General features: G+C 69.2%; 20 protein-coding genes. 10 read left to right on the top strand and 10 right to left on the bottom strand.

Going from position 1 to position 22,010, the window contains the following annotated elements:
• Nucleotides 1–31: 31 nt before the first annotated feature.
• A complete protein-coding gene (locus AC0J5J_RS13260) occupies nt 32–280 on the bottom strand; it encodes a WhiB family transcriptional regulator (RefSeq protein ID WP_035837005.1) in 249 nt (82 codons plus the stop codon).
• A 183-nt stretch (nt 281–463) separates the two neighbouring features.
• Between AC0J5J_RS13260 and AC0J5J_RS13265 the strand changes: the two genes are divergently transcribed.
• The gene (locus AC0J5J_RS13265; RefSeq protein WP_474898435.1) at nt 464–916 is read left to right on the top strand and encodes a hypothetical protein; all 453 of its coding nucleotides are present in this window, start codon (nt 464–466) and stop codon (nt 914–916) included.
• Nucleotides 917–942: 26 nt separating this feature from the next.
• Here AC0J5J_RS13265 and bcp read toward each other — a convergent pair whose 3' ends face one another.
• From bcp to aroA, 3 genes are read right to left on the bottom strand one after another with little or no spacing between them, the layout of a single operon-like run.
• Entirely contained in the window at nt 943–1,422 is a 480-nt protein-coding gene (gene bcp / locus AC0J5J_RS13270) for a thioredoxin-dependent thiol peroxidase (protein WP_134424133.1), read from the bottom strand.
• 30 nt (nt 1,423–1,452) lie between these two features.
• Nucleotides 1,453–2,502 carry a ribosome small subunit-dependent GTPase A gene (rsgA, locus tag AC0J5J_RS13275; protein ID WP_134424134.1) on the bottom strand — a complete coding sequence of 350 codons (1,050 nt, stop codon included), beginning with the start codon at nt 2,500–2,502 and terminating at the stop codon, nt 1,453–1,455.
• Nucleotides 2,499–3,857, bottom strand: coding sequence for a 3-phosphoshikimate 1-carboxyvinyltransferase (aroA, locus tag AC0J5J_RS13280; protein WP_134424135.1), 1,359 nt, complete (start codon nt 3,855–3,857; stop codon nt 2,499–2,501). Before aroA ends, rsgA begins: the two co-directional genes overlap by 4 nt.
• Nucleotides 3,858–3,967: 110 nt before the next feature.
• On the opposite strand from aroA, the gene AC0J5J_RS13285 reads away from it, so the two are divergent.
• Both AC0J5J_RS13285 and AC0J5J_RS13290 read left to right on the top strand, forming a co-directional pair.
• On the top strand, nt 3,968–4,576 hold the full coding sequence (locus AC0J5J_RS13285) for a sigma-70 family RNA polymerase sigma factor (RefSeq protein ID WP_241972695.1): 609 nt from the start codon (nt 3,968–3,970) through the stop codon (nt 4,574–4,576).
• The gene (locus AC0J5J_RS13290; protein ID WP_134424136.1) at nt 4,573–4,815 is read left to right on the top strand and encodes a zf-HC2 domain-containing protein; all 243 of its coding nucleotides are present in this window, start codon (nt 4,573–4,575) and stop codon (nt 4,813–4,815) included. Before AC0J5J_RS13285 ends, AC0J5J_RS13290 begins: the two co-directional genes overlap by 4 nt.
• On the opposite strand, the gene AC0J5J_RS13295 is transcribed toward AC0J5J_RS13290, so the two are convergent.
• Nucleotides 4,812–5,621 (bottom strand): VOC family protein, encoded by an 810-nt coding sequence (locus AC0J5J_RS13295; protein ID WP_134424137.1) that lies wholly within the window; start codon nt 5,619–5,621, stop codon nt 4,812–4,814. The two genes, AC0J5J_RS13290 and AC0J5J_RS13295, sit on opposite strands and share 4 nt — an antisense overlap.
• 154 nt (nt 5,622–5,775) lie before the next feature.
• Complete coding sequence (locus AC0J5J_RS13300; RefSeq protein ID WP_474898437.1) at nt 5,776–9,582, bottom strand: multifunctional oxoglutarate decarboxylase/oxoglutarate dehydrogenase thiamine pyrophosphate-binding subunit/dihydrolipoyllysine-residue succinyltransferase subunit; 3,807 nt, start codon at nt 9,580–9,582, stop codon at nt 5,776–5,778.
• A 131-nt stretch (nt 9,583–9,713) separates the two neighbouring features.
• Between AC0J5J_RS13300 and guaB1 the strand changes: the two genes are divergently transcribed.
• The 3 genes from guaB1 to AC0J5J_RS13315 all read left to right on the top strand — a co-directional run bounded on the left by guaB1 (nt 9,714) and on the right by AC0J5J_RS13315 (nt 13,709).
• The gene (guaB1, locus tag AC0J5J_RS13305) at nt 9,714–11,153 is read left to right on the top strand and encodes a GMP reductase (RefSeq protein ID WP_134424139.1); all 1,440 of its coding nucleotides are present in this window, start codon (nt 9,714–9,716) and stop codon (nt 11,151–11,153) included.
• Nucleotides 11,154–11,326: 173 nt separating this feature from the next.
• Nucleotides 11,327–12,655 carry a hemolysin family protein gene (locus tag AC0J5J_RS13310; protein ID WP_474900236.1) on the top strand — a complete coding sequence of 443 codons (1,329 nt, stop codon included), beginning with the start codon at nt 11,327–11,329 and terminating at the stop codon, nt 12,653–12,655.
• Nucleotides 12,648–13,709, top strand: coding sequence for a hemolysin family protein (locus AC0J5J_RS13315; RefSeq protein ID WP_134424141.1), 1,062 nt, complete (start codon nt 12,648–12,650; stop codon nt 13,707–13,709). Before AC0J5J_RS13310 ends, AC0J5J_RS13315 begins: the two co-directional genes overlap by 8 nt.
• A gap of 18 nt (nt 13,710–13,727) precedes the next feature.
• On the opposite strand, the gene AC0J5J_RS13320 is transcribed toward AC0J5J_RS13315, so the two are convergent.
• The gene (locus tag AC0J5J_RS13320) at nt 13,728–14,819 is read right to left on the bottom strand and encodes an NADH:flavin oxidoreductase/NADH oxidase (RefSeq protein WP_474900237.1); all 1,092 of its coding nucleotides are present in this window, start codon (nt 14,817–14,819) and stop codon (nt 13,728–13,730) included.
• Nucleotides 14,820–14,893: 74 nt separating this feature from the next.
• On the opposite strand from AC0J5J_RS13320, the gene AC0J5J_RS13325 reads away from it, so the two are divergent.
• Genes AC0J5J_RS13325 through AC0J5J_RS13340 form a run of 4 tightly spaced genes read left to right on the top strand, consistent with a single transcriptional unit; the run spans nt 14,894 to nt 18,693 of the window.
• The gene (locus AC0J5J_RS13325; protein WP_134424143.1) at nt 14,894–15,754 is read left to right on the top strand and encodes an ADP-dependent NAD(P)H-hydrate dehydratase; all 861 of its coding nucleotides are present in this window, start codon (nt 14,894–14,896) and stop codon (nt 15,752–15,754) included.
• A gap of 54 nt (nt 15,755–15,808) precedes the next feature.
• A complete protein-coding gene (locus AC0J5J_RS13330) occupies nt 15,809–17,071 on the top strand; it encodes a glycosyltransferase 87 family protein (RefSeq protein WP_474898439.1) in 1,263 nt (420 codons plus the stop codon).
• A gap of 2 nt (nt 17,072–17,073) precedes the next feature.
• On the top strand, nt 17,074–17,406 hold the full coding sequence (locus AC0J5J_RS13335; RefSeq protein ID WP_474898440.1) for a thiamine-binding protein: 333 nt from the start codon (nt 17,074–17,076) through the stop codon (nt 17,404–17,406).
• A gap of 9 nt (nt 17,407–17,415) precedes the next feature.
• Complete coding sequence (locus tag AC0J5J_RS13340) at nt 17,416–18,693, top strand: MFS transporter (RefSeq protein WP_474898442.1); 1,278 nt, start codon at nt 17,416–17,418, stop codon at nt 18,691–18,693.
• Between the two features lie 18 nt (nt 18,694–18,711).
• On the opposite strand, the gene AC0J5J_RS13345 is transcribed toward AC0J5J_RS13340, so the two are convergent.
• From AC0J5J_RS13345 to AC0J5J_RS13355, 3 genes are read right to left on the bottom strand one after another with little or no spacing between them, the layout of a single operon-like run.
• Complete coding sequence (locus AC0J5J_RS13345) at nt 18,712–19,398, bottom strand: response regulator (RefSeq protein ID WP_277613090.1); 687 nt, start codon at nt 19,396–19,398, stop codon at nt 18,712–18,714.
• Between the two features lie 59 nt (nt 19,399–19,457).
• Entirely contained in the window at nt 19,458–20,804 is a 1,347-nt protein-coding gene (locus AC0J5J_RS13350; protein ID WP_134424148.1) for a hypothetical protein, read from the bottom strand.
• A complete protein-coding gene (locus AC0J5J_RS13355) occupies nt 20,801–21,970 on the bottom strand; it encodes a sensor histidine kinase (RefSeq protein WP_134424149.1) in 1,170 nt (389 codons plus the stop codon). The genes AC0J5J_RS13350 and AC0J5J_RS13355 overlap by 4 nt, the downstream gene beginning before the upstream one ends.
• Nucleotides 21,971–22,010: the final 40 nt, after the last annotated feature.

Here is a 22,010-nt window from a genome sequence, read left to right on the forward strand (position 1 = left end):
CCGGGCCTTGACGTTCGTGGTGGTCGCTGCGTTACGAAGCGCGCCGGGCCCGAGCCGCGCGACGCTTGAGGGCGCGCCGCTCGTCTTCACTCAGGCCTCCCCAGACGCCGGAGTCCTGTCCGGTCTCGAGGGCGTACTGCAGACACACCTCGGTGACGTTGCAGCGGGCGCAGACGGACTTCGCCTTCTCGATCTGGTCCACAGCGGGGCCAGTGTTGCCCACCGGGAAGAAGAGTTCCGGGTCAGCGGTGAGGCAGGCAGCTTTGTCGCGCCAGTCCATAGAGATGCTCCTTGATTGCGGGGATGCCTGGCCGATTGGCCGAAGATGAGAGGCTGCCGGTTGCAGGAAGGGTAGTGGATCTACTCGTTCAGATCGACTCACGTCCCTGTGAGCGTCAACCGGGCCTCAAATATGGTCGCATAATGGTGGAGTCAAATCAATAGTTTTGAATGGGATATCTCTGTGAATGCACGGTCAGACCACAGCGGCAACGACGAAGACGCCCGCGCCACGGTGCGCCGGCCGCGGGCCCTGCTGCTCCTCGCGACGATTTTATTCGCGGAGGCAGGCCTCCTTTGGGCCGCAGTCGTGTGGCTCATTCTGGAGTTGCTGACCGAGACCCCGACCTCGCTGGCCAGTGCGGTCGCCATTCTCGTGCTGGTGCTCATCGCCGCAAGCTGGGTGACTGCCATCGCGATCAACTCGCTGCGGCGCCGGTCCTGGATCCGGGGCGCCGCCGTCACCTGGCAGCTGGTGCAGATCGCGGTCGCCGTCGGATCCTTCCAGGGGTTCTACGCCCGGCCTGACCTGGGCTGGGCGTTGTTGCTGCCCTCGGTCGTGGTGCTCGTGCTCCTGTTCCAGCGCCCGGTCATCGCCGAGACGTCGACCCCTGAGGTGCCCGGCTCGCCGCGGTAACGGAGCGCCGGGCGACGGCACGAATATCAGGCCGGCAGGCCGAGCTTCTTGCGCAGGCTCGCGACATGGCCGGTTGCCTTCACGTTGTAGAGGGCAAGCTCGATCCGGCCGGACTCGTCGATCACGAAGGTGGAGCGCAGCACGCCCGTGACGGTCTTGCCGTAGAGGTTCTTCTCGCCCCAGGCGCCGTAGGCCGTGTGCACCGCGAGGTCGGTGTCGCTGAGCAGCGGGAAGGACAGGTGCTCGGTCTCCTGGAACTTCTTCAACGTGGCCGGGGAATCCTTGGAGATCCCGAGCACCTGGTAACCGGCCGAGGCCAGTGAGCCGAGGTTGTCGCGAAAGTCACAGGCCTGCTTCGTGCAGCCGGGCGTCATCGCGGCCGGATAGAAGTAGACGACGACCTTCGAGCCCGCACAGGAGGCCAGCGAAACGGTGTTGCCGTCCTGGTCGGTCAGGGTGAACTGGGGGGCCTGGTCGCCGGCTGTGAGCCGCGTGGAATCCGTCATGCTCCCACGCTACCGGCCCGCCCTCAGGCGCTAGTGCGTGGGGGCGGCCGCGAAGGTGGCGAGGAGACGCTGCAGAGAATCGAGGCGCACCTTGCCGGTCTCGCCGAGTTTGCCGGCCGCGACAGCCTCATTGATCGCGCAATCGGGCGAGTTCGGCAGGTGGGTGCAGCCGCGCGGGCACTTCAGGGCGATCAGGGCCAGGTCCGTGAACGCCTTCAGGATGTTGTCGGTGTTGATGTGACCGAGACCGAAGGAGCGAACGCCGGGGGTGTCGATGACCCAGCCGCGGCCGGCATCCGTCTGCAGACGCAGGGAGATGGTCGACGACGAGGTATGCCGTCCGCGCCCGGTCACCGTGTTCACGACGCCCACGGCACGATGGGCGTCGGGCACGAGCGCATTGACCAGGGTGGACTTGCCGACGCCGGAGTGGCCGACGAAGACCGTGTCGTGCCCGACCAGGGCTTCGGAGATCTCCGCCAGCGGCATGGCATCGTCGCGGCTCTGGAAAACGGGCAGGTCGAGGCCGGCGAAGTTGTGCAGGAACGCGGCCGGGTCGGCCAGGTCCGTCTTGGTGATGCAGAGGATGGGCGTCACGCCCGCGTCGTAGGCGGCGACGAGGTACCGGTCGACGAGGCGGATGCGCGGCTCCGGGTTGGCAGCGGCCACCACGATCAGCATCTGGTCGGCGTTGGCGACGATCACGCGCTCGACGGCGTCGGTGTCGTCCGCGCTGCGGCGGAGCAGCGTCGTGCGGGGCACGATGCGCACGATGCGGGCGAGACTGCCTGCCGCCCCGGTCGTGTCGCCGACGATGTCGACGTTGTCGCCCGTGACGACGGCCTGCTTGCGCAGCTCGCTCGCCCGGGCGGCGGTCACCCGGCGCTCGGCGGGCAGGTTCTCGTCGAGCATGACCGTGTACCGGCCGCGGTCGACCGACAGGATGCGCCCGGTCAGCGCGTTCTCGTGGTCGGGACGGGTCTTGGTGCGCGGTTTGCTGCCCTTGCGGCCCGGCCGCACGCGCACGCTCGACTCGTCGAACTCGGGCTCATCGTCGTCGGCGCTCGCCCACCAGGTCACGACCGAACCCCGGAGACGAGGGTCTGCCAGAGGTCCGTGAACTGGGGGAGGGTCTTCGCCGTCGTGCCGATGTTCTCGATCTGCACGCCGGGAACGCGCAGGCCGATCAGCGCCCCGGCGGTGGCCATGCGGTGGTCGTCGTAGGTGTTCCACGGCCCGCCCTGCAACGGCTGCGGGTCGATCTGCAGCCCGTCGGGCAGTTCGGTGACGGCGCCGCCGAGCCGGTTGATCTCGGTGGCCAGCGCGGCCAGTCGGTCGGTCTCGTGGTGGCGGATGTGCCCGATCCCCGTGATGGTGCTGGGCGTGTCGGCGAGGGCGGCCAGGGCCACGAGGGTGGGAGCGAGCTCCCCGCCGGTGGACAGGTCGAGCTGCACACCACGGATGCTGCCCGTGCCGGTGACCGTGAGCCGGTCGCCCTCCCGAGAGACCTCGGCGCCGAACAGCGGCAGCAGGTCGGCGAGGTCGGCGCCGACCTGGGTGGTGGCGGCCGGCCAGCCGGTGATGGTGACGCTGCCGCCGGCGACGAGCGCCGCGGCGAGGAACGGCGCTGCGTTCGACAGGTCGGGCTCGATGTCGATATCGGCCCCGTTGATGCGTCCGGGAGCCACGACCCACTCGCCCACGGCGGGGCTGTGCACCGTGACGCCGCGGCGGGCGAGGGTGGCGATGGTCATCTCGATATGCGGCAGGCTCGGCAGACGCTCGCCCGAATGGCGGAGGTGGAGGCCCTGCTCGAAACTCGGCGCGGCCAGCAGCAGGCCGGAGACGAACTGGCTCGAGGCGGAGGCATCGATGGTGATCTCACCGCCGGTCAGAGCGCCCGTGCCGTGCACGGTGAAGGGCAGGGCGCCGCGACCGTCGTCGTTGATGTCGGCGCCGAGGGCCCGCAGGGACGAGATGGTCGTACCCATCGGGCGTCGGCGGGCGCCGGCGTCACCGTCGAAAGTGGTGGGCCCGAGGCCGAGCGCGGCGACCGGCGGCAGGAAACGCATCACAGTGCCGGCCAGCCCGCAGTCGATGGTCGTCGACCCGACCAACTCGCCGGGGATGACCTGCAGGTCGGGACCGAATTCGCCGTCGCCGTCGACCTCGTCGACGACACAGCCCAGCTGGCGCAGCGCGGCCACCATCAGATCGGTGTCGCGGGAGTGCAGCGGGGCCCGGAGCAGCGACGGATGCGTGGCGAGGGCGCTGAGGACGAGCTCCCGGTTGGTCAGCGACTTCGACCCCGGCAAGGACAGCGACGCGGAGAGGGGGCCGGACGCCGTGGGCGCGGGCCACCGGGCATCCGTCACCTCGGGCGACGTGTCGCCATAGGGATCGAACTCAGGCTTGGAATATCTCGAGATCAACATCGGTTATCAGAATAGTCGGTGATCGAAGAGAGAGGGAGGCCCGGGTGACGATGTCCATGGTGCTCGAGCGACCCGAGGCCGCCCAGCGCGACGGCTTAGGATTGTCGGTGATGACAACCGATGCGATTGAAATGCGAGACCTGTTCGAAGAGCAGGCACTGCCCTTTATCGACCAGCTGTACGCCGCGGCTATGCGCATGACGCGCAATCCCTCCGACGCCCAGGACCTGGTCCAGGAGACGTTCGTTAAGGCGTTCGCTGCCTTCAAACAGTTCGAACAGGGCACCAATCTGAAGGCCTGGCTGTACCGCATCCTGACCAACACCTTCATCAACACCTACCGCAAGAAGCAGCGTGAGCCGTTCCAGGGCACCATCGACGACCTCGAGGACTGGCAGCTCGGCGGCGCGGAATCCCGCACCGCCATGTCGAACCGGTCGGCCGAGGCCGAGGCTATCGATCACCTGCCCGACAGTGCCGTGAAGAACGCGTTGCAGTCGATCCCCGAGGACTTCCGGCTCGCTGTCTACTTCGCCGACGTCGAGGGGTTCTCCTACCAGGAGATCGCCGAAATCATGAAAACACCCATTGGTACCGTAATGAGCCGCCTGCATCGTGGCCGGCGTCTCCTGCGCGACCTGTTGGCCGGCTACGCCCAGGAGCGCGGCATGGGAACAGCGGCAGCGGACCAGACTCATACCAGGAGCACACCAGCATGACCGACTGTGGATGCGAGAAGGCCAAGGCCGAACTCGAGGAATACCTGCACAACGAACTCTGCGGCGAGGACGCTGCCGACATTCAGGAGCACCTCGCGAACTGCAGCGACTGCAACAACGAGCACCTGGTCGGGCGCACCCTGACCGAGGCTGTGCAGCGCGCCTGCCGCGAAATGGCGCCCGAAGACCTGCGCGACCAGGTGTTGCTGAAACTGCGCACCATCCAGTCCGGGCACTAGCCGATCGGCAGGTCGGCGTCCGGCTCCGCGTCGTTCGGCTCGTCGACCGAGCCGAGCACGAACAGCGCCCCGGTCGGGTCGGTGACCAGCGAGAAGGTGCCGAACTCCGCCGTCCACGGCTCACGGATGACCGTGCCCCCGAGTTGCGTCACGGTCGCGGCGGCCGCGTGCACATCGGGTACCCCGACGTAGAGCTGCCAGTGGGAGGGAACACTGTCCGGTAGGTGGCCCGCCGCGTCGAAGACGCCCGCCACCATGTCGTCCCCCTCTCCGATCGTGCTGTAGCGGAAGTCGTCCGTGTCGCTCAGCACGGCCGGCGTCCACCCGAACACCCGGGTATAGAAATCCAGGGCGGCAGAGTAGTCGCGGGTGTTCAGCTCGTGCCAGACCGGTGTGCCGACTTCGCCGAAGGCACCGAAACCGGTGAACTCGTCGGCCTGCCACACGCCGAAGGGCGCACCCGTCGGATCCATCAGGATGGCCATTCGTCCCATGGTCCCCACCTGCATCGGTTCGGCCAGCACCTGCGCGGCCGCTGCGCGGGCGGTGGCGACGGTGGCGTCGGCATCCGTCACCGCCAGGTAGGTCGTCCATGCATCGGGCAGGGTGGAACCCGGCTCCTGGGCGCCCATGCCGGCGACGTCCACGTCACCCTTCTGGAAGGTGACATAGTTGCCGTACTCCGAACCGGAATCGCTGGCCGTCCAGCCGAACAGCCGCGTGTAGAACTCGCGGGCACGGGGCAGGTCGGAGGTCATCAGGTCGGCCCAGCAGGGTTCGCCCATTCGGTTCGCGGGGATGGGCATGATGGGGCTCCTTGTCTGTGGGCAGTGGTGCCAGCGTAGAGCCTGATGCCGACGTCGACAATGACCCGAGCAGGACTCGGCTCAGGACAGACGCGGAACGGGCCGCACCCGGAGGTGCGGCCCGTCTGCCGTGCGGTTGTGTCGTAGAGACCGTCTACAGGGTGAGGGCCTGACGCAGCAGCTCGGCTTGCTCGGCGGCGTGCCGCTTCGCCGACCCGGCCGCCGGAGACGCCGACGCCGCGCGGGAGAAGAGGCGCACCGGGCGCGGGCCCAGCTTGTTCGTCTCCAGGTAGAAGAACGGCCAGGCACCCTGGTTCTCCGGCTCATCCTGCACCCAGGCGAGTTCGGCGTCGGGGTACTGGTCGGCGACGTGCTTGAGCTCGGCGGCAGGCAGCGGGTAGAATTGCTCCATCCGTACCAGCGCGATCTCCGGGTTGGGGTTCTTGTCGAGTTCGGCGAGCAGGTCGTAGTAGAGCTTGCCGGCCATGAACAGCACCCGCTTGACCCGTGACTTGTCGGTGATCCGGGCGTCGTCGATGACCGTTTCGAACCGGCCGGAGGTGAAATCGGCGACCGGGCTGGTCGCCCCGCGCAGGCGCAGCATCGACTTCGGCGTGAACACGATCAGCGGACGACGGGGGCGCATGTACGCCTGGCGGCGCAGCAGGTGGAAGTACGAGGCCGGCGTCGACGGGCGCGCGACGGTCATGTTGTCCTCCGCGCACAGCTGCAGATAGCGCTCGATGCGGGCCGACGAGTGGTCGGGGCCCTGGCCCTCATACCCGTGCGGCAACAGCAGCACGACGGATGACCGCTGGCCCCACTTCTGCTCGGCCGAGGAAACGAACTCGTCGATGACCGTCTGGGCGCCGTTGGCGAAGTCACCGAACTGGGCCTCCCACAGCACGAGGGCGTCGGCGCGTTCCACCGAATAGCCGTACTCGAAGCCCATAGCGGCGTATTCGCTGAGCAGCGAGTCATAGATCCAGAACCGGGCCTGGTCCTCGCTGAGGTTGGCCAGCGGCAACCACTCCTGACCGTTGACCCGGTCGTGGAGCACTGCGTGGCGTTGCACGAACGTGCCGCGGCGGGCATCCTGGCCCGCGAAGCGCACCGGGGTGCGCTCGACCAGGAGGGAGCCGAGGGCGAGAAGCTCACCGAAGCTCCAGTCGATGTTGCCGTTGCGGCTCATGTCGTGGCGCTTCTGCATGAGCTGCTGCAGCTTGTTGTGCACCGTGAAGCCCGCGGGCTTGTTCATGAAGGCGTCGCCGATCAGGTGCACGACGGCCTCGGGCACCCCGGTGGTCGCCGGTTCGCCGACCTGGTCGTCGTGGCGGCCGGCTCCGTTGTTGCCGGCGCCGAGGCCCTGCGGTGTGGCGCCGACGATCGGGATCGAGGACGACTGCGCCGCGTGCGTCTCCATGAACGCGCGCTCGAGGCGGTCCTGGAAGTCGGCGTGGGATGCCTCGTATTCCTCCTGGGTGATGTCGCCACGACCGACGAGAGCTTCCGTGTACAGCTTCCGGACGGACCGCTTGGCCTCGATCAGGTTGTACATCAGCGGCTGGGTCATCGAGGGGTCGTCGCCCTCGTTGTGTCCGCGCCGGCGGTAGCAGACGAGGTCGATGACGACGTCCCGCTTGAATTCCTGGCGGTACGCGAAGGCGAGTTCGGCCACCCGCACCACGGCTTCGGGGTCGTCCCCGTTGACGTGGAAGATGGGGGCCTGGATGGTCTTGGCGACATCCGTCGAGTACACCGAGGTGCGGCCGTCGCCGGGCAACGTGGTGAAGCCGACCTGGTTGTTCACGACCAGGTGGATGGTGCCGCCGGTGCGGAAACCGCGCAACTGGGACATCTGCAGCGTCTCCAGGACGATGCCCTGGCCCGCCATCGCGGCATCGCCGTGCACGAGGACCGGGAGCGTGGAGAAGGTGCCGATCGGCTTGCGATCCTGCTTGGCGCGCACGATGCCCTCGAGGACGCCGTCCACCGCCTCGAGGTGCGAGGGGTTCGCGGCCAGGTAGACCGGCATCTCCGTGCCGTCGGTGGCCCGGAAGGTGCCCTCCGTGCCGAGGTGGTACTTGACGTCGCCCGAACCCTGCACCGTGCGGGGATCCTGCGTGCCCTCGAACTCGCGGAAGATCTGGCCGTAGGTCTTGCCGGCGATGTTGGTGAGCACGTTCAGACGGCCGCGGTGGGCCATGCCGATGCAGACCTCGTCGAGGCCGGCGTCCGCTGCACCCTGCAGGATGGAATCGAGCAGGGCGATGGTGGACTCGCCACCCTCGAGGCTGAACCGCTTCTGGCCCACGTACTTCGTCTGCAGGAAGGTCTCGAAGGCCTCGGCCTCGTTGAGCTTGCCGAGGATGCGCATCTGCTCGTCATGCGTGGGCTTGACGTAGCTCTTCTCCATCTTCTCCTGCATCCACTTGCGCTGGGCAGGGTCCTGGATGTGCATGTACTCGATGCCCGTGGTGCGGCAGTAGGAGTCGCGGAGCACGCCGAGGATGTCGCGGAGCAGCATCAGACGCTTGTCGCCGAAGCCGCCGGTCACGAACTGGCGGTCCAGGTCCCAGAAGGTCAACCCGTGGTTGGAGATGTCGAGGTCGGGGTGCGTGCGCTGTGTGTACTCCAGCGGGTCGATGTCGGCCATCAGATGGCCGCGCACGCGGTAGGCGTTGATCAGTTCCTGCACCCGGGCGGTCTTGTCGACCGCGCTGGCCAGGTCGACGCTGATGTCGGGAGCCCAGTGGATCGGGTCATATGGGATGCGCAGTGCCGAGAAGATGTCCTCGTAGAAGTTGTGCTGGCCGATCAACAGCTCATGCACGATCTTCAGGAACTCGCCCGAGCCTGCTCCCTGGATGACCCGGTGGTCGTAGGTGCTGGTGAGCGTGATGGTCTTGGAGATGGCCAGGCCGGTGAGGGTCTTGACGCTGGAACCCTGGAACTCGGCCGGGTAGTCGAGCGCGCCGGCGCCGATGATGCAGCCCTGGCCCTTCATCAGGCGCGGCACCGAGTGCACCGTGCCGATGCCGCCGGGGTTGGTCAGCGAGACCGTGGCCCCGGAGAAGTCATCCGCGCTCAGCTTGCCCTTGCGGGCCCGGGTGACGAGGTCCTCATAGGAGGAGAGGTACTCGCCGAAGGTCATGGTGTCCGCGCGCTTGATGGCCGGGACCATGAGGGAGCGGGTGCCGTCGGGCTTGGGCAGGTCGATGGCGATGCCGAGGCCGACGTGGGCAGGGGCGATGACCGAGGGCTTGCCGTCGATCTCGTTGTAGTAGACGTTCTGGCTGGGGAACATCTTCAGCGCCTGGATCAGAGCCCAGCCGATCAGGTGCGTGAACGACACCTTGCCGCCGCGTGAGCGCTTCATGTGGTTGTTCATCACGATGCGGTTGTCGATGAGCAGCTTCGCCGGGATGGTGCGCACGCTGGTGGCCGTGGGGACCGTCAGGCTGGTCGCCATGTTCGCCGCGAGGCTCTTGGACATGCCGCGGAGCGGGGTGACGACGTCGACCTCGGCGTCAGCGGCGGCCGACTGCTGGGACGCGATGGGCATGTCGGCCGGCACGGGGACCGGTTTGGGGGCGCTGGAGGTCGTGCGCGCGGTGCGCTGCCCGTTGACCACGGGGATGGGCGACGTGATCGGGGCCGGTTCAGCGGGTGCTGCGAGGGCCTCGGCGCTGGAGGCCGGGGTGCCCGCCGGAGCGCTCACTGCGGGAGCCTGGCCCGCGGGCGCTGCGCCTGCGGAGGCCTCGTCCGCGGGAGCGCCGGAACCGCCGCTACGGCCGTTCGCGGTCTGGTGGTAGCTCTCCAGGACGGGCCACCAGGACTCGTCCACCAGCTTCTTGTCGACGAGGTACCGTTCGTACAGTTCGTCGACGAGCCACTCATTCGCTCCGAATTCACCCGACGTGGTTTCGTCGGATCCACTACCGGTCAACTGGCTTGACACAGCCGGTTCCCACTCTCTACGTTGATTTTGAATGTCCCGGGCATTCTGGATACCCGATGCGGTCTGCCCATCCAGCCTAATCCCATCGGGCGTGGCAGCGGGCATCCGCGCGGGGCGCTAGCGTTATTTGCATGCAGTTCTATGGAGCGGTTCCCAGCCACGATCTCACGTATTCCGACGTTTTCCTCGTGCCCAGCCAATCAGAAGTCAGCAGCCGCCTCGCTGTCTCCCTCGCCCCGGGTGACGGCAGCGGGGCCACGATTCCGATCGTGTCGGCCAACATGAACTCGGTGACCGGTCCGCGGCTGGCGGCCGCTCTGGCCCGTCGCGGAGGGCTCGGCGTGCTGCCGCAGGACATGCACCTGCAGGACCTCGACGCCGCGATCCGCTGGGTCAAGGCCCAGTCGACCCGCTTCGACACCCCGTTCAACTTCGCCCCGGGGGACACCGTGGCGCTCGCGCTGCGGCAGGTGCCGCCCGTGGCCGGACAGGGTCTGGTCATCACCGACCCGAACGGCGACTACCTGGGCGCCATCGACGCGTCCCGGCTCGCGACCGCGCTGCCCGACGCGCTCCTCGGGGACCTCCTGCATGGCGCCATGACCTCCCTCGACGCCGACGACATCGAGGGCCCGCGCCGCGCGTTCGACGTGATGACGGAGGCTGAGCTCGACTTCGCCACCGTGCAGCACCACGGCCGGGTGATCGGCACCCTCAGCCGCAAGAGTGCGCTGCGCTCAACCCTCTACCAGCCGGCCCTCGACGCGCAGGGCCGTCTGCGCGTGGCTGCCGCGGTCGGCATCAACGGCGACATCGCGGCCAAGGCCACGGCGCTCGTCGCCGCGGGGGTCGACGTGCTCGTGATCGACACCGCGCACGGTCACCAGGGCGGTATGACGCGGGCGATCAAGATCGTCGCGGACCTGGGGCTCGGCATTCCGATTGTGGCGGGCAACGTCGTGACCGCGGATGCCGTGGGCGACCTCGTGGGCGCCGGCGCCTCCATTGTGAAGGTCGGTGTCGGCCCCGGCGCCATGTGCACGACGCGCATGATGACGGCTGTGGGCCGACCCCAATTCTCCGCCGTGCTCGAGACCGCGGCAGCAGCCCGGGAGCTCGGAGCGCACGTGTGGGCCGATGGCGGAGTGCGCTACCCGCGCGACGTGGCGCTCGCGCTGGCCGCCGGCGCGGCATCCGTGATGATCGGGTCGTGGTTCGCCGGCACGATCGAGGCTCCCGGACTGCTCGACCGGGACGCGTCGGGCGGCATCTACAAGGAGAGCTGGGGGATGGCCTCGACCAAGGCCGTGCGCCAGCGGTTCGACCGCCTCGACGCCTACGAACTGGCCCGCAAGACGCTCTTCGCCGAAGGGATCTCCAGTTCGAAGATCTACCTCGATCCGCTGCGGCCGTCGGTCGAGGACCTGCTCGACATGATCACCTCCGGGGTGCGCAGCTCCTTCACCTATGCCGGTGCGACCTCGGTCGCGGAATTCCACACCCGGGCGCTGGTCGGCATCCAATCGGCGGCCGGCTACGAGGAGGGCAAGGCGCTGCCCGTCTCCTGGTAGCGGGGAGCGAACGCCGGCGGGGCTCCGGCCGCGCGCACGGTCGGTGCCGGGCGGTAGACTTGGCGAAATAATGGACGACCCCCCTTCTGCCTTTTCGCCCGACCCTGCCTTCCGTCACCCGCATGGTTCGTCGCCGGTGACCGCCGCCTCTTCATCGGCCGGTGACAGCATCCATGTATGAGTGGATCCTGCTGACCGTGGGGCTGCTGCTCACGGTGGGCACGGGCCTCTTCGTCGCCAGCGAGTTCGCCCTGGTCAATCTGGACCGTTCCGAGCTCGAGGCGCGTCGCGACCGCGGGGAGACCCGCCTCGGCCTGACCATCGCCGCGCTCCGGATCACCTCGACGCACCTTTCCAGCGCCCAGCTCGGCATCACCCTCACCACCCTGCTCACCGGCTACACCATGGAGCCGGCGCTGACGGGCCTGCTCTCACCGCCGCTGACCGCCCTGGGGCTGTCCCCGGCGGTAGTTCCTCTTGTGGCGGTCACAATCGCGGTCGTCGTCGCCACCCTGGCGTCGATGATCATCGGCGAGTTGGTGCCGAAGAACTTCGCCCTCGCGCTGCCGGTGCAGACCGCGAAGATGGTCATCCCGTTCCAGACCCTCTTCACGACCGTGTTCAAGCCCGCCGTGGTCGTGCTCAACGGCAGCGCCAACGGGGTGCTCCGGTCGATCGGGATCGAACCGAAGGAGGAACTCTCCGGCGCGCGCACCGCCGAGGAACTGTCCTCCCTCGTTCGCCGCTCGGCCAGCGCCGGGTTGCTGGAGAAGGACACCGCGACGCTGCTGCACCGCACGCTGCTCTTCTCCGGGCACACGGCGTCGGATGTGATGACACCGCGCCCGCGGGTGGCCAGCATCCAGCGCACCGATTCCGCCCAGGCCGTCATCGAACTCACTCGCCAGACCGGTTATTCCCGTTTCCCCGTCGTCGACGAGGGCGTCGACGACATCGTCGGCATCGTGCACGTGAAGCAGGCCGTGGCCGTTCCCCGGCGACGGCGGGCGGATGTCCCGGTGTCGGCACTCCAGTCGGAGGCCATCCGCGTTCCCGAGACCATGAAACTCGACGGCCTGCTGACCGAGCTGCGCGGCCGCGGCTACCAGATGGCGATCGTGGTCGACGAGTACGGGGGCACGGCCGGCGTGGCCACCCTGGAAGACCTGGTCGAGGAACTCGTCGGCGAGGTGGCCGACGAGCACGACCGGACCCGGGCCGGCGTGGTGCTGTCGACCGATTCGCTGACATTCCCCGGCATGCTCCGCCCGGACGAACTGCTGGAACGAGCCGGCGTCGCCATCCCGGAAGACGGCCCGTACGAGACCGTGGCCGGGTTCGTGATGAGCCAGCTGGGCCGCCTGCCCGTGGTCGGCGACACCGTGCAACTGCCCGCCGGTCTGCTGTCCGTGGAACGGCTCGACGGCCGTCGGATCGACCGGCTGCGATTCACGCCCGTGGTCGAACCCGCCGAGGAGACCGAGGTGAACCACAATGAGTGACTGGGCAGGTCTGGTCTGGCTCGTGGTCCTCCTCGCAGCCAACGCCTTTTTCGTCGCGGCGGAATTCGCGGTCATCTCCGCGCGCCGCTCGCAGATCGAACCGCTCGCCGAGGCCGGCAAGAAGCGTGCCGTCACGGCTCTCTGGGCGATGGAACACGCCACCCTGATGCTGGCGACCACCCAGTTGGGCATCACGGTCTGCTCGCTGCTCATCCTGAACGTCTCCGAACCGGCGATCCACCACCTCCTCGAGATCCCGCTGGGCCTCACCCCTCTGCCGGTCGAGGCCATCGGGGCCATCGCGTTCGTCATCACACTGCTGCTGGTCTCCTACCTGCACGTCGTGTTCGGCGAGATGGTGCCGAAGAACCTGTCGTTCTCCATCCCGGACCGTGCCGTGCTCGTGCTCGCCCCGCCGCTCGTGTTCTTCGGACGCCTGGTCAAACCCGTGATCGTGGTGCTGAACGCCACCGCCAACCTGGTGCTGCGGATGTTCGGGGTGGCACCCAAGCAGGAGGCCACCAGCACCTACACGCTGGACGAGGTCGCGACCATCGTCACCCAGTCGACGCGGGAGGGCGTGCTGCGCGACGGCACCGGGGCGCTCAGCGCCACGTTCGAATTCACCACCCGCAAGGTGCGGGACGTGGCGGTCAACCTGGCCGGCCTGATCAGCCTGCCCGAGGCGGCGACGCCCGCCGACGTGGAGAAGGCGGTCACCAAGCACGGCTTCTCCCGGTACGTGATGGTCAACGAGTCCGGCGAACCGACCGGATACGTGCATCTCAAGGACGTCATCGACCTCGACGGCGATGCGGCAACCTCGGCCGGGCAGGGCAGCTACGCGGAACCGATCCCGGGCAAGCGCATCCGTCAACTGGTGTCGATCTTCGAAGACACCGACCTCGAGGACGCCCTGGCCACCATGCGCCGCTCCGGGGCGCATCTCGCCCGGTCGTTCACCGCAACCGGTGAAACGGTGGGGGTGCTGTTCCTGGAGGACATCATCGAAGAACTCGTCGGCGAGGTGCAGGACGCGACACGGCGCTTGTAGCGCACGCTGGGTCGCCGGTCAGGCCTCCGGCCACATGGCGCGCAGGTACTGCGGTGGCCAGTAGTCCACGCTGACGCCGAGCTCGTGGGCGGCCCGCAACGGAAAGTGCGGGTCGCGCAGGAGTTCGCGGCCCAGCATGACCGCGTCGGCCTGGCCGGTCGCCACGATCTGCTCGGCCTGCCGCGCGGTGGTGATCAGCCCGACCGCGCTGACCGGGACATCCGCCGCCGCTTTCAGGTGCCGGGCCAGTGGCACCTGGTAGCCGGGCCCGAGCGGGATGCGCGCCCCGGTCACGTTGCCGCCGGAGGACACGTCGAAGAAGTCCGCGCCGGCGTCCCGGGCCCAGCCGGCAACCTCGGCCGTCTCCTCCTCGGTCCAGCCGCCCGGGGTGTGGTCGGTGGCGGAGAACCGCACGAACAGGGCACGGTCCGCGCCGATGGCCGCGCGCACGGCGGCCACGACCTGCAGCAGCAGACGCGCCCGGTTCGGCAGCGTGCCGCCGAACTCGTCGGTGCGCCGGTTGCTCAGCGGCGACAGGAACTGATGCAGCAGATAGCCGTGGGCGGCGTGCAGTTCCACGACGTCGAACCCGGCCGCCACCGCCCGCAGCGCCGCAGCCGCGAAGGCGGCGACGATGCCCTGGATGCCCGCGGCGTCGAGGGCGACGGGCGGTGCGTACCCGGGGAACGGCACGGCCGACGCCGAGACGGTGGGCCAGCCGCCGTCCTGCGTCGCCATCGTGCCGTGCCGGTCGGAACCCCAGGCCGGCCAGACGGATGCCTTGCGGCCGGCATGGGAGAGCTGGATGCCGGCCGTGGCACCCTGCGCATGCAGGAAGGCCACGATGGGAGTCCAGGCAGCGGTTTGAGCATCGTTCCAGAGGCCGGTGTCAGCATTGGAGATGCGTCCCTCCGGGCTGACCGCGGTGGCCTCCGCCACGATCAGGCCCGCGCCGCCGGCGGCCAGCGCGCCGAGATGGACGAGGTGCCAGATGCGGGGGACGCCGTCTTTCTCACCCACAGCGTACTGGCACATCGGGGCGGCCCAGAGGCGGTTGCGCATGGTGACACCGCGCAGGGTGAACGGTTCGAACAGGGCGGCAACGGCCACGGATTTCCCCCAGGAGTCAGTGGGCAGGCCGCTGAGGCCGGCCCGAGGCACGCAAAACAACCTATCGTGAGTGCATGGACGAACCGCACGCATGGCTGGAATGGGACTCCGCTCGGGCACGGGACTGGATCGCGGTTCCCCGGGCCGGCGATGACAAATACAGTCGCGGAGTTCTGGGGGTGCGCACCGGCTCGGACGAATACCCCGGGGCCGCCGTACTCGGCGTCGAGGCGGCCGCCCGCGCCGGTGTCGGGATGGTGCGCTACCTCGGCCCGAGACGTGCCTCCGATCTGGTGCTGCAGCGCCGGCCCGAGGCCGTCACCGCATCCGGGCAGGTGCAGGCCTGGCTCCTCGGCTCGGGTCAGGACGCGGCCTCCCGCGACCGGGTGACGGAGGCTGCGCTGCTCGGCGCCCTGGCCGAGGGGCTGCCCACGGTCTGCGACGCCGGGGCCCTCGACCTGGTCGGCCGGGCGGCCGGTCCCGTCGTGATCACCCCGCACTACCGCGAGCTCGCGCGCCTGCTCACCCGGCTGCTCTCGCCGCAAGGCGAATCGGTGGCCGGCTCGGAGGTCGCCGCAGCCCCGGGGGAGTGGGCGGTGCGTGCAGCGACCGGCCTCGGCGTCACGGTGCTGCTCAAGGGCAGCGTCACCCGGATCGCGTCGCCGGACGGCACCCGGTTGACGGTGTCGCAGGGGCCGGCCTGGCTGGCCACGGCCGGGTCAGGGGACGTGCTCGGCGGTATCCTCGGCGCCCTGCTGGCCACGCACGCCCGGGCGATCCACGCGGATGCCGCGGCCCTGCCGAGCCTGGCGGCGACGGCAGCCCTGGTGCACGCGCAGGCTGCCACCCGGGCATCGGCCGGCGGCCCGATCGCGGCCCTGGACATCGCCGAGGCCGTGCCGGCCACGATCGCAGCCCTGCTCGCGGGTCGCTGAGCCGGAACGGGGCCGACGGGCGGGACCGGGCCGCTCCCGCAGGTTTGGATGGGTGTGGGACAGTGGAGCGTGCTCGCATCCGCTGTTGAACCGTTCGGCGCCCGCCCTGGCCTGAGGGCGCTGCGGGCACCGCGCGTGCTGCTCTGGATCGGCTTCGCCCTCGTGCACGGCGTGCTGGTCTGGCTGTGTTTCGCCTCCACCGGCTGGCCGCTGGGCGATGTGGAGGGCGTCTACCTCGGCTGGGCGGCCGACGCGGCAGCCGGCGCAGACGTCGTCGGGATCACCACGGGCTTCGTCTATCCCCTCCTCGCGCTGCTGCCGATCCTCACGGCGCTCGCTTTCGGCCCGGGCCTCTACTCCGTCACCTGGCTCGGCCTGGTCACCCTGCTGAACGCGGGGGCCTTCGCCCTCCTGCTCGAGCGCGGCCGCAGCCGGCGTGCCCTGCTCGCGGCCGCCTGGTGGCTGGTCTTCCTGCTGATGCTCGGTCCCGTCGCCCTTGCCCGCATCGACGCGGTCACGGTGCCGCTGGCGATCGTCGCCCTGCTGCTCATGCGCACCCGGCCGGTGTGGGCAACGGTGCTGCTGACCCTGGCCACCTGGGTCAAGATCTGGCCGGTCGCCCTGATCGGTGCGTTGTTCGTCGTGTCGAGACGCCGCTGGCGGGTGGCGGTCGCCGCGGCGGTGACCAGCCAGGGCATCCTGATCGCGGCGCTCGCACTCGGCAGCGGCCTGAACGTGTTCAGCTTCGTGAGCGAGCAGACCAACCGCGGCATCCAGATCGAGTCCCCGGTGGCCGCCGGCTGGATGTGGCAGGCCGCCCTCCGGGTTCCGGGCACGTACATCTACTACGACCAGCAGATCCTCACCTTCCAGGTCATCGGCCCCGGCACGAACGCCGCCATCGCGGCGATGACCCCACTGCTCCTGCTCGGCGTGGCGGCCGTGCTGGCGCTCGCCGGGTTCCGGCTCCGGTCAGGCGCCGACCCGGTGAGCCTCTTCCCGCCGCTGGTGCTGGCGCTCGTCCTCACCCTGATCGTCGCCAACAAGGTCGGTTCGCCGCAGTTCACCGCCTGGCTGGCCGCACCCGTCATCCTCGGGCTGCTGGTGCACGGCTACGCCTGGCGGTTCCCGGCCGTGCTCGTGCTCGTGATCGCGGGACTGACCCAGCTGGTCTACCCGCACCTCTACGACTTGCTGCTGGTGGCCTACCCGGCCATGGTTCTGGTGTTGACCGTGCGCAACGCGCTCGAGGTCGTGCTGCTCGGCTGGGCCGTGTGGCAGATCCAGTCCCCTCCCACCCTCGATCAGAAGGAGTAACCATGCTGGTTGCATTCTCCGTCGCCCCGTCCGGTTCCCACGATGACGACGGCTCCGTGCACGACGCCGTGGCCGCAGCCGTGCGCATCGTGCGCGCCTCCGGCCTGCCCAATCACACCGACTCGATGTTCACCACGATCGAGGGCGACTGGGATGAGGTGTTCGCGGTGATCAAGGCCGCCACCGACGCGGTGGGTGCGTGGGGGCCACGGGTGTCCCTGGTGCTCAAAGCGGATATCCGCGCCGGTCGTACGGGCGAGCTCACGGGCAAGGTCGAGCGTCTGGAAACGGCGCTTGCCGAGGCCGCGCCGCCGGGAGCCACAGCGGGCCCATAGGCTGGAAGCATGCCTGCTTCCTCCGACGGGCCGGCGACACTGTCGCCGGCCCGCATCCGCTATGCCCTGCTCGCCCTGGCCCTCGGCGGTTTCGGCATCGGATCCACCGAATTCGTGGCCATGGGCCTGCTGCCCAACCTCGCCCAGGACCTGCTGCCCGGGCTCTACGCCACGGCACCGGATGCCGCGAACGCCCAGGCAGGCTGGCTCATCTCCGCGTACGCCCTCGGCGTCGTCGTCGGGGCCCCGACCATCGCCGCCGCGTCCGCCCGCTGGCCGCGCAAGCAGCTGCTGCTCGCTCTCCTGGCCGCGTTCACGCTGAGCACCATCGCGTCGGCCCTGCTACCCACGTTCGGTCTGGTGCTGGTGGCCCGGTTCGTGGCCGCCCTGCCGCACGGAGCCTACTTCGGCATCGCGTCCCTCGTCGCCGCGGACCTGATGGGCCCCGGGAAGCGAGCCCGCGGGGTGGCCCTCGTGCTCAGCGGCCTGACCATCGCCAACGTCATCGGCGTGCCCCTGATCACCTGGCTCGGCCAGACCTCCGGCTGGCGCGTGTCCTACCTCGTCGTCGCCGCCATCTTCGCCGCCACGTTCGTGGCCGTTGCCACCCTGGTTCCCCTGCAGGACGGCAACCCGCACGCCACCATGCGCAGCGAGTTGCGGGCCTTCGGTCGGCTGCAGGTCTGGTTCGCCCTGATGATCGGGGCGATCGGGTTCGGCGGGCTCTTCGCCGTGTACACCTACGTGGCCCCGCTGGTGATGGTGGTCACCGGCCTCGGGGCCGGCGCGGTGCCGCTCGTGCTGGTCGTGATCGGCGTGGGCATGACCATCGGCAACCTGGCCGGGGGCGCGCTGGCCGACTGGAGTGTGCGCCGCACCATGTACCTGTTCTTCGGCGTGATGCTGCTGGCCCTGACCGGCCTGGCGCTGTCGGCGCAGTCCGTGCCCGGCCTCCTGATCGGCGTGTTCCTCGTGGGGGCCGCGGCGTCGGGACTCTCACCGGCCATCCAGACCCGGTTGATGGACGTCTCGCACGACAGCCAGTCGATCGCCGCTGCCCTCAACCACTCGGCCCTGAACGTCGGCAATGCCCTCGGCGCGTTCCTCGGCGGCGTCGTCGTCGCGGCCGGATACGGCTATGTCGCCCCGGTCTGGATCGGCCTCGGCCTGAGCATCATCGGATTGCTGCTCACGGTGGGCACGTTCCGGCTCGACCGCACCCTTCGTCGCAGCGGCCTGGTGCTGCCCTACGGCACCGATGTGATCCAGGTCGTGGACGCGGCGTAGCCGTGTCCACGCCGCGAATCAGTCGGTCTGGAGCAGGATGCCGTCGTGGATGGCCCGCTTGCGCAGCGCCACCTTGGTGCCCACGTCGAAGCCCGCCAGGCGGTACTTCTCGCGGATCCGCTTGAGGTAGGACTTCGCGGTCTCCTCGGAGATGCCGAGCTGGTGGGCGACAGCCTTGACCGGCTCGCCCGCACCGTAGAGGGCCATCACGCGGCGCTCCTGCGCGCTGAGCCGCGGCGAGCCACCGTCGGCGCCGTTGTTGAGCGCCTCGTCCAGTTCGGCCGAAATGAAGGACTCGCCGCTGTAGGCGGCGCGGATCGCCTCGACGATCATGGTTGCCTCTTCGCTCTTGACCAGGTAGCCGAGCGCACCGGCGGCCAGGGCTTCGCGCACGAGCCCGGCCTCGGAGTACGTGCTCATCAGCACGGTCTTCACGCCTGCGGTCTTGAGGGTGGAGATCTTCAGGGACACCGGGATGTTGTCCTTGAGGTCGAGGTCCAGCAGCACGACGTCGACGGGGAACTCGGGGTGCGTGAGCAGCTCCGGCCACGTGGTGACGGCGGCGACCATGGTGATGTCGTCGGCGGCCCCACGGATCCACTCGGTGAGCGCCCCCAGCAGCATGCGGTGGTCATCGACCAGGGCCAGCCGGATGGGGTTGGTCTTGCTCGGAGCCTCGGTGGTCACCGTTGTTGTATTCGTCACTTCTGTCTCCTCATGCCTTTGCCCCCGAATGAGAAGCTCGACGCCATTGTGTTCAGACCCTAAGCATCCGCAGGATTGTCGATACTGCATTCGATTTCCACGTGGAGGCTGCCGTCCCGGCTGGAATCGACGTGTGGGCCGACTCTTCGGATAGCTTCCCACGTCTCGGGGTCCACTCGCCGCCGTGGCACACCCGTCGTGGTCAATTCGATTGGAAATCGTAACTTCTGACGCGCGGTGACCCCGTGTGTGGGCCTGATCGGTCCGAGCGACAGCGAAACGGATGCCTCAGAGCGGGTTGTGTCGCTGATCAACAGCCAGATCGTGCGCAGCAGTGCATCACGCTGGGCCGGGTCGAGCATGCCGGCCAGCCCCGACGGGTCGGTGAGATTGACCGACGGTGCCAGGAATTCGGACTCCGTGATGGCGTGGTACAGCCAGGTCTCGCGGCGTCCCCGGATCAGGTGCAGTCGCAGCTGAGTGGCGAGGGAGGCTGCCGTCGTGGATTTCTCGATGCTGAGCGGCAGCGCCGTCCGGCCCTTCGCGACGTCGTCGAGCAGGGTCTCCGCGTCGAGGTCGATCCGGGCGAGATCTTCGGAGGCCAGCATGCCCACCGCGAACTGGGGCTGGGAGATCGTGCTCTGCACCAGCACCAGGTCGAGTTCGCGCTGGGCCATCCGCCGGAACGCCCTCACGGTGGCCACACCGAGCAACGGCGGCAGAACGGCAAGGCTGAGGGTCAGCAGGACCGGTGCGAGGGTGAGCGGATCGGTGCGTTCCTCGGTCAGCGCGCCGATGACGAGGAGCAGGGCGAGGATCAGGGCGGCCGTGACGAGGTCCCGGCCGCGCCGCACGGTGGCGAGGGAGATGAGCAGGGTGCCGACGGCTGCGGCCGCGGTGGGGTGCACATCGGAACCGGGCTCGCCCCAGGACCCGATCAGGTCCAGAACCACGACAGCCGCGCCGGAGGCGAGCGCCGCGGCGTAGAGCCAATCCGGCATCCGCGCCGCCAGCCGTTGAACCGTGATGAGGGACAGGATCGTGACCGTCATCAGCAGGATCCAGGCGATCAGGCTGGGCATCGGTGTGGGGTAGTCGAACCACTGCACGGCGAACTGGCCGAACAGGAAGAGGGCGATGAAGCCGCCGCTGAAGGACAGGCCGATGCCGAGGTGCCGGCCGCCGAGGCTGCTCTGGTTCGCCCGGGCGGTCTGCTCCGTGCGCTCGGGACGGCGGAAACTACGGCGCCGCTCCCGGCGCTCCCGTTTGTCGAGCGGCCCGGTATGACCGGCGCGGTCCCGTCGCCCGGGCCGGCGGGCCTGGTCGAGGCGGCGCTGGTCGCGGCGGGGGATGTCGCCCGGGATGCTGTCGCCGGGGCGGGTGTCCACGATCCCGGGTCGGCTCATTTGGGTACCTCCAGCACGACTGTGGTTCCCGAGCCCGGGGAGGAGAACAGGCGGGCGTTGCCGCCGACGTCCCGCAGCCGGGCCACCACGGATTCGGCGAAACCGAGGCGTTCGGCGCTGACGCCACTGAGGTCGAAGCCGACCCCCGCGTCGGTGACCATGGCGCGCACGGTCGTGTCGTCATCCGTGATCGTCACGTCGGCGCGGGCGACGCCGGCGTGACGCCGCACGTTCTCGAGGCACTCGCCGAGGGCGAGAAGGAAGGAGTCGAGCACATCGCTGGGCAGGAGGACCTGCCCGCTGCCGTGCCAGTCCACCTCGAGGCCCATCCGGCCGAACCGCTGCTTGACCGATTCGAGGGTGCTGCCGAGGGTGGACTCGGTGGCCGGCTCGAGCGTGTACACCCCGGACCGGCGGGGTGTGGGCAGGCCGCCGAGGCGCAGTTGCCGCAGCAGCCGGGCGTCGTCGCCGGACTGGTCCCGCAGCGCGGCCGGGCTGACGCCGACACCGGAATGCGCGAGAAGGGTGAGGGTGGCCAGCACGGTGTCGTGCAGCAGGCGGGCGTCCTGGCGCCGCTGCGCCTCGAGTTCGCTGGCATGGCGCTCGGCCAGATGCGCCCGGCCGATCTCGTCGATGCGCTGCATGACGCGGGGAACGCTCTGGGCCAGCCACCAGGCGATCACGGCGATGGCGGTCCAGCAGCTGAGGGTGAGCAGCAGCGGCACGACGGCGGTCTCGGCGGCGCGGGTGCCCGCGAGAACGCTCGCCACGGTCGCGCAGAACGCGGCGAGCAGCAGCAGCATGCGCGGCCCGTTGACCACGAGCACAAGGGCGACGCAGCTGAGCGCACCGGCTGCCACGGCGCCGATCACGGCCTCCTCGACGAGGTTCAGTCCCGCGGCGCGCTGGGCAGACAGCCCGACGAGCAGGATGAGGGCGTTGCCGGAGATCAGGATCAGAGTGACCCAGCGCATCCGCCCGGTCCGTCCCAGCAGATACTGGCCGACGACCAGCAGCAGCAGGAGCGGCAGGGACCCGAGCAGGACACTCACGCTCAGGCCGCCGGGGACGAGCATCACGAGCAGCACGGCGGATGAACCGGCGAGCCCGCCCAGTCGAGCGGCTTTGCGCAGCAGGCGGTCACGTTCCTTGTAGATACGTTGCATGCCGGCTGAGTCACCCCTCGTTGTGCTCCTTATTGAACCT

Source organism: Cryobacterium sp. TS_SC_7 (genome assembly GCF_056156285.1).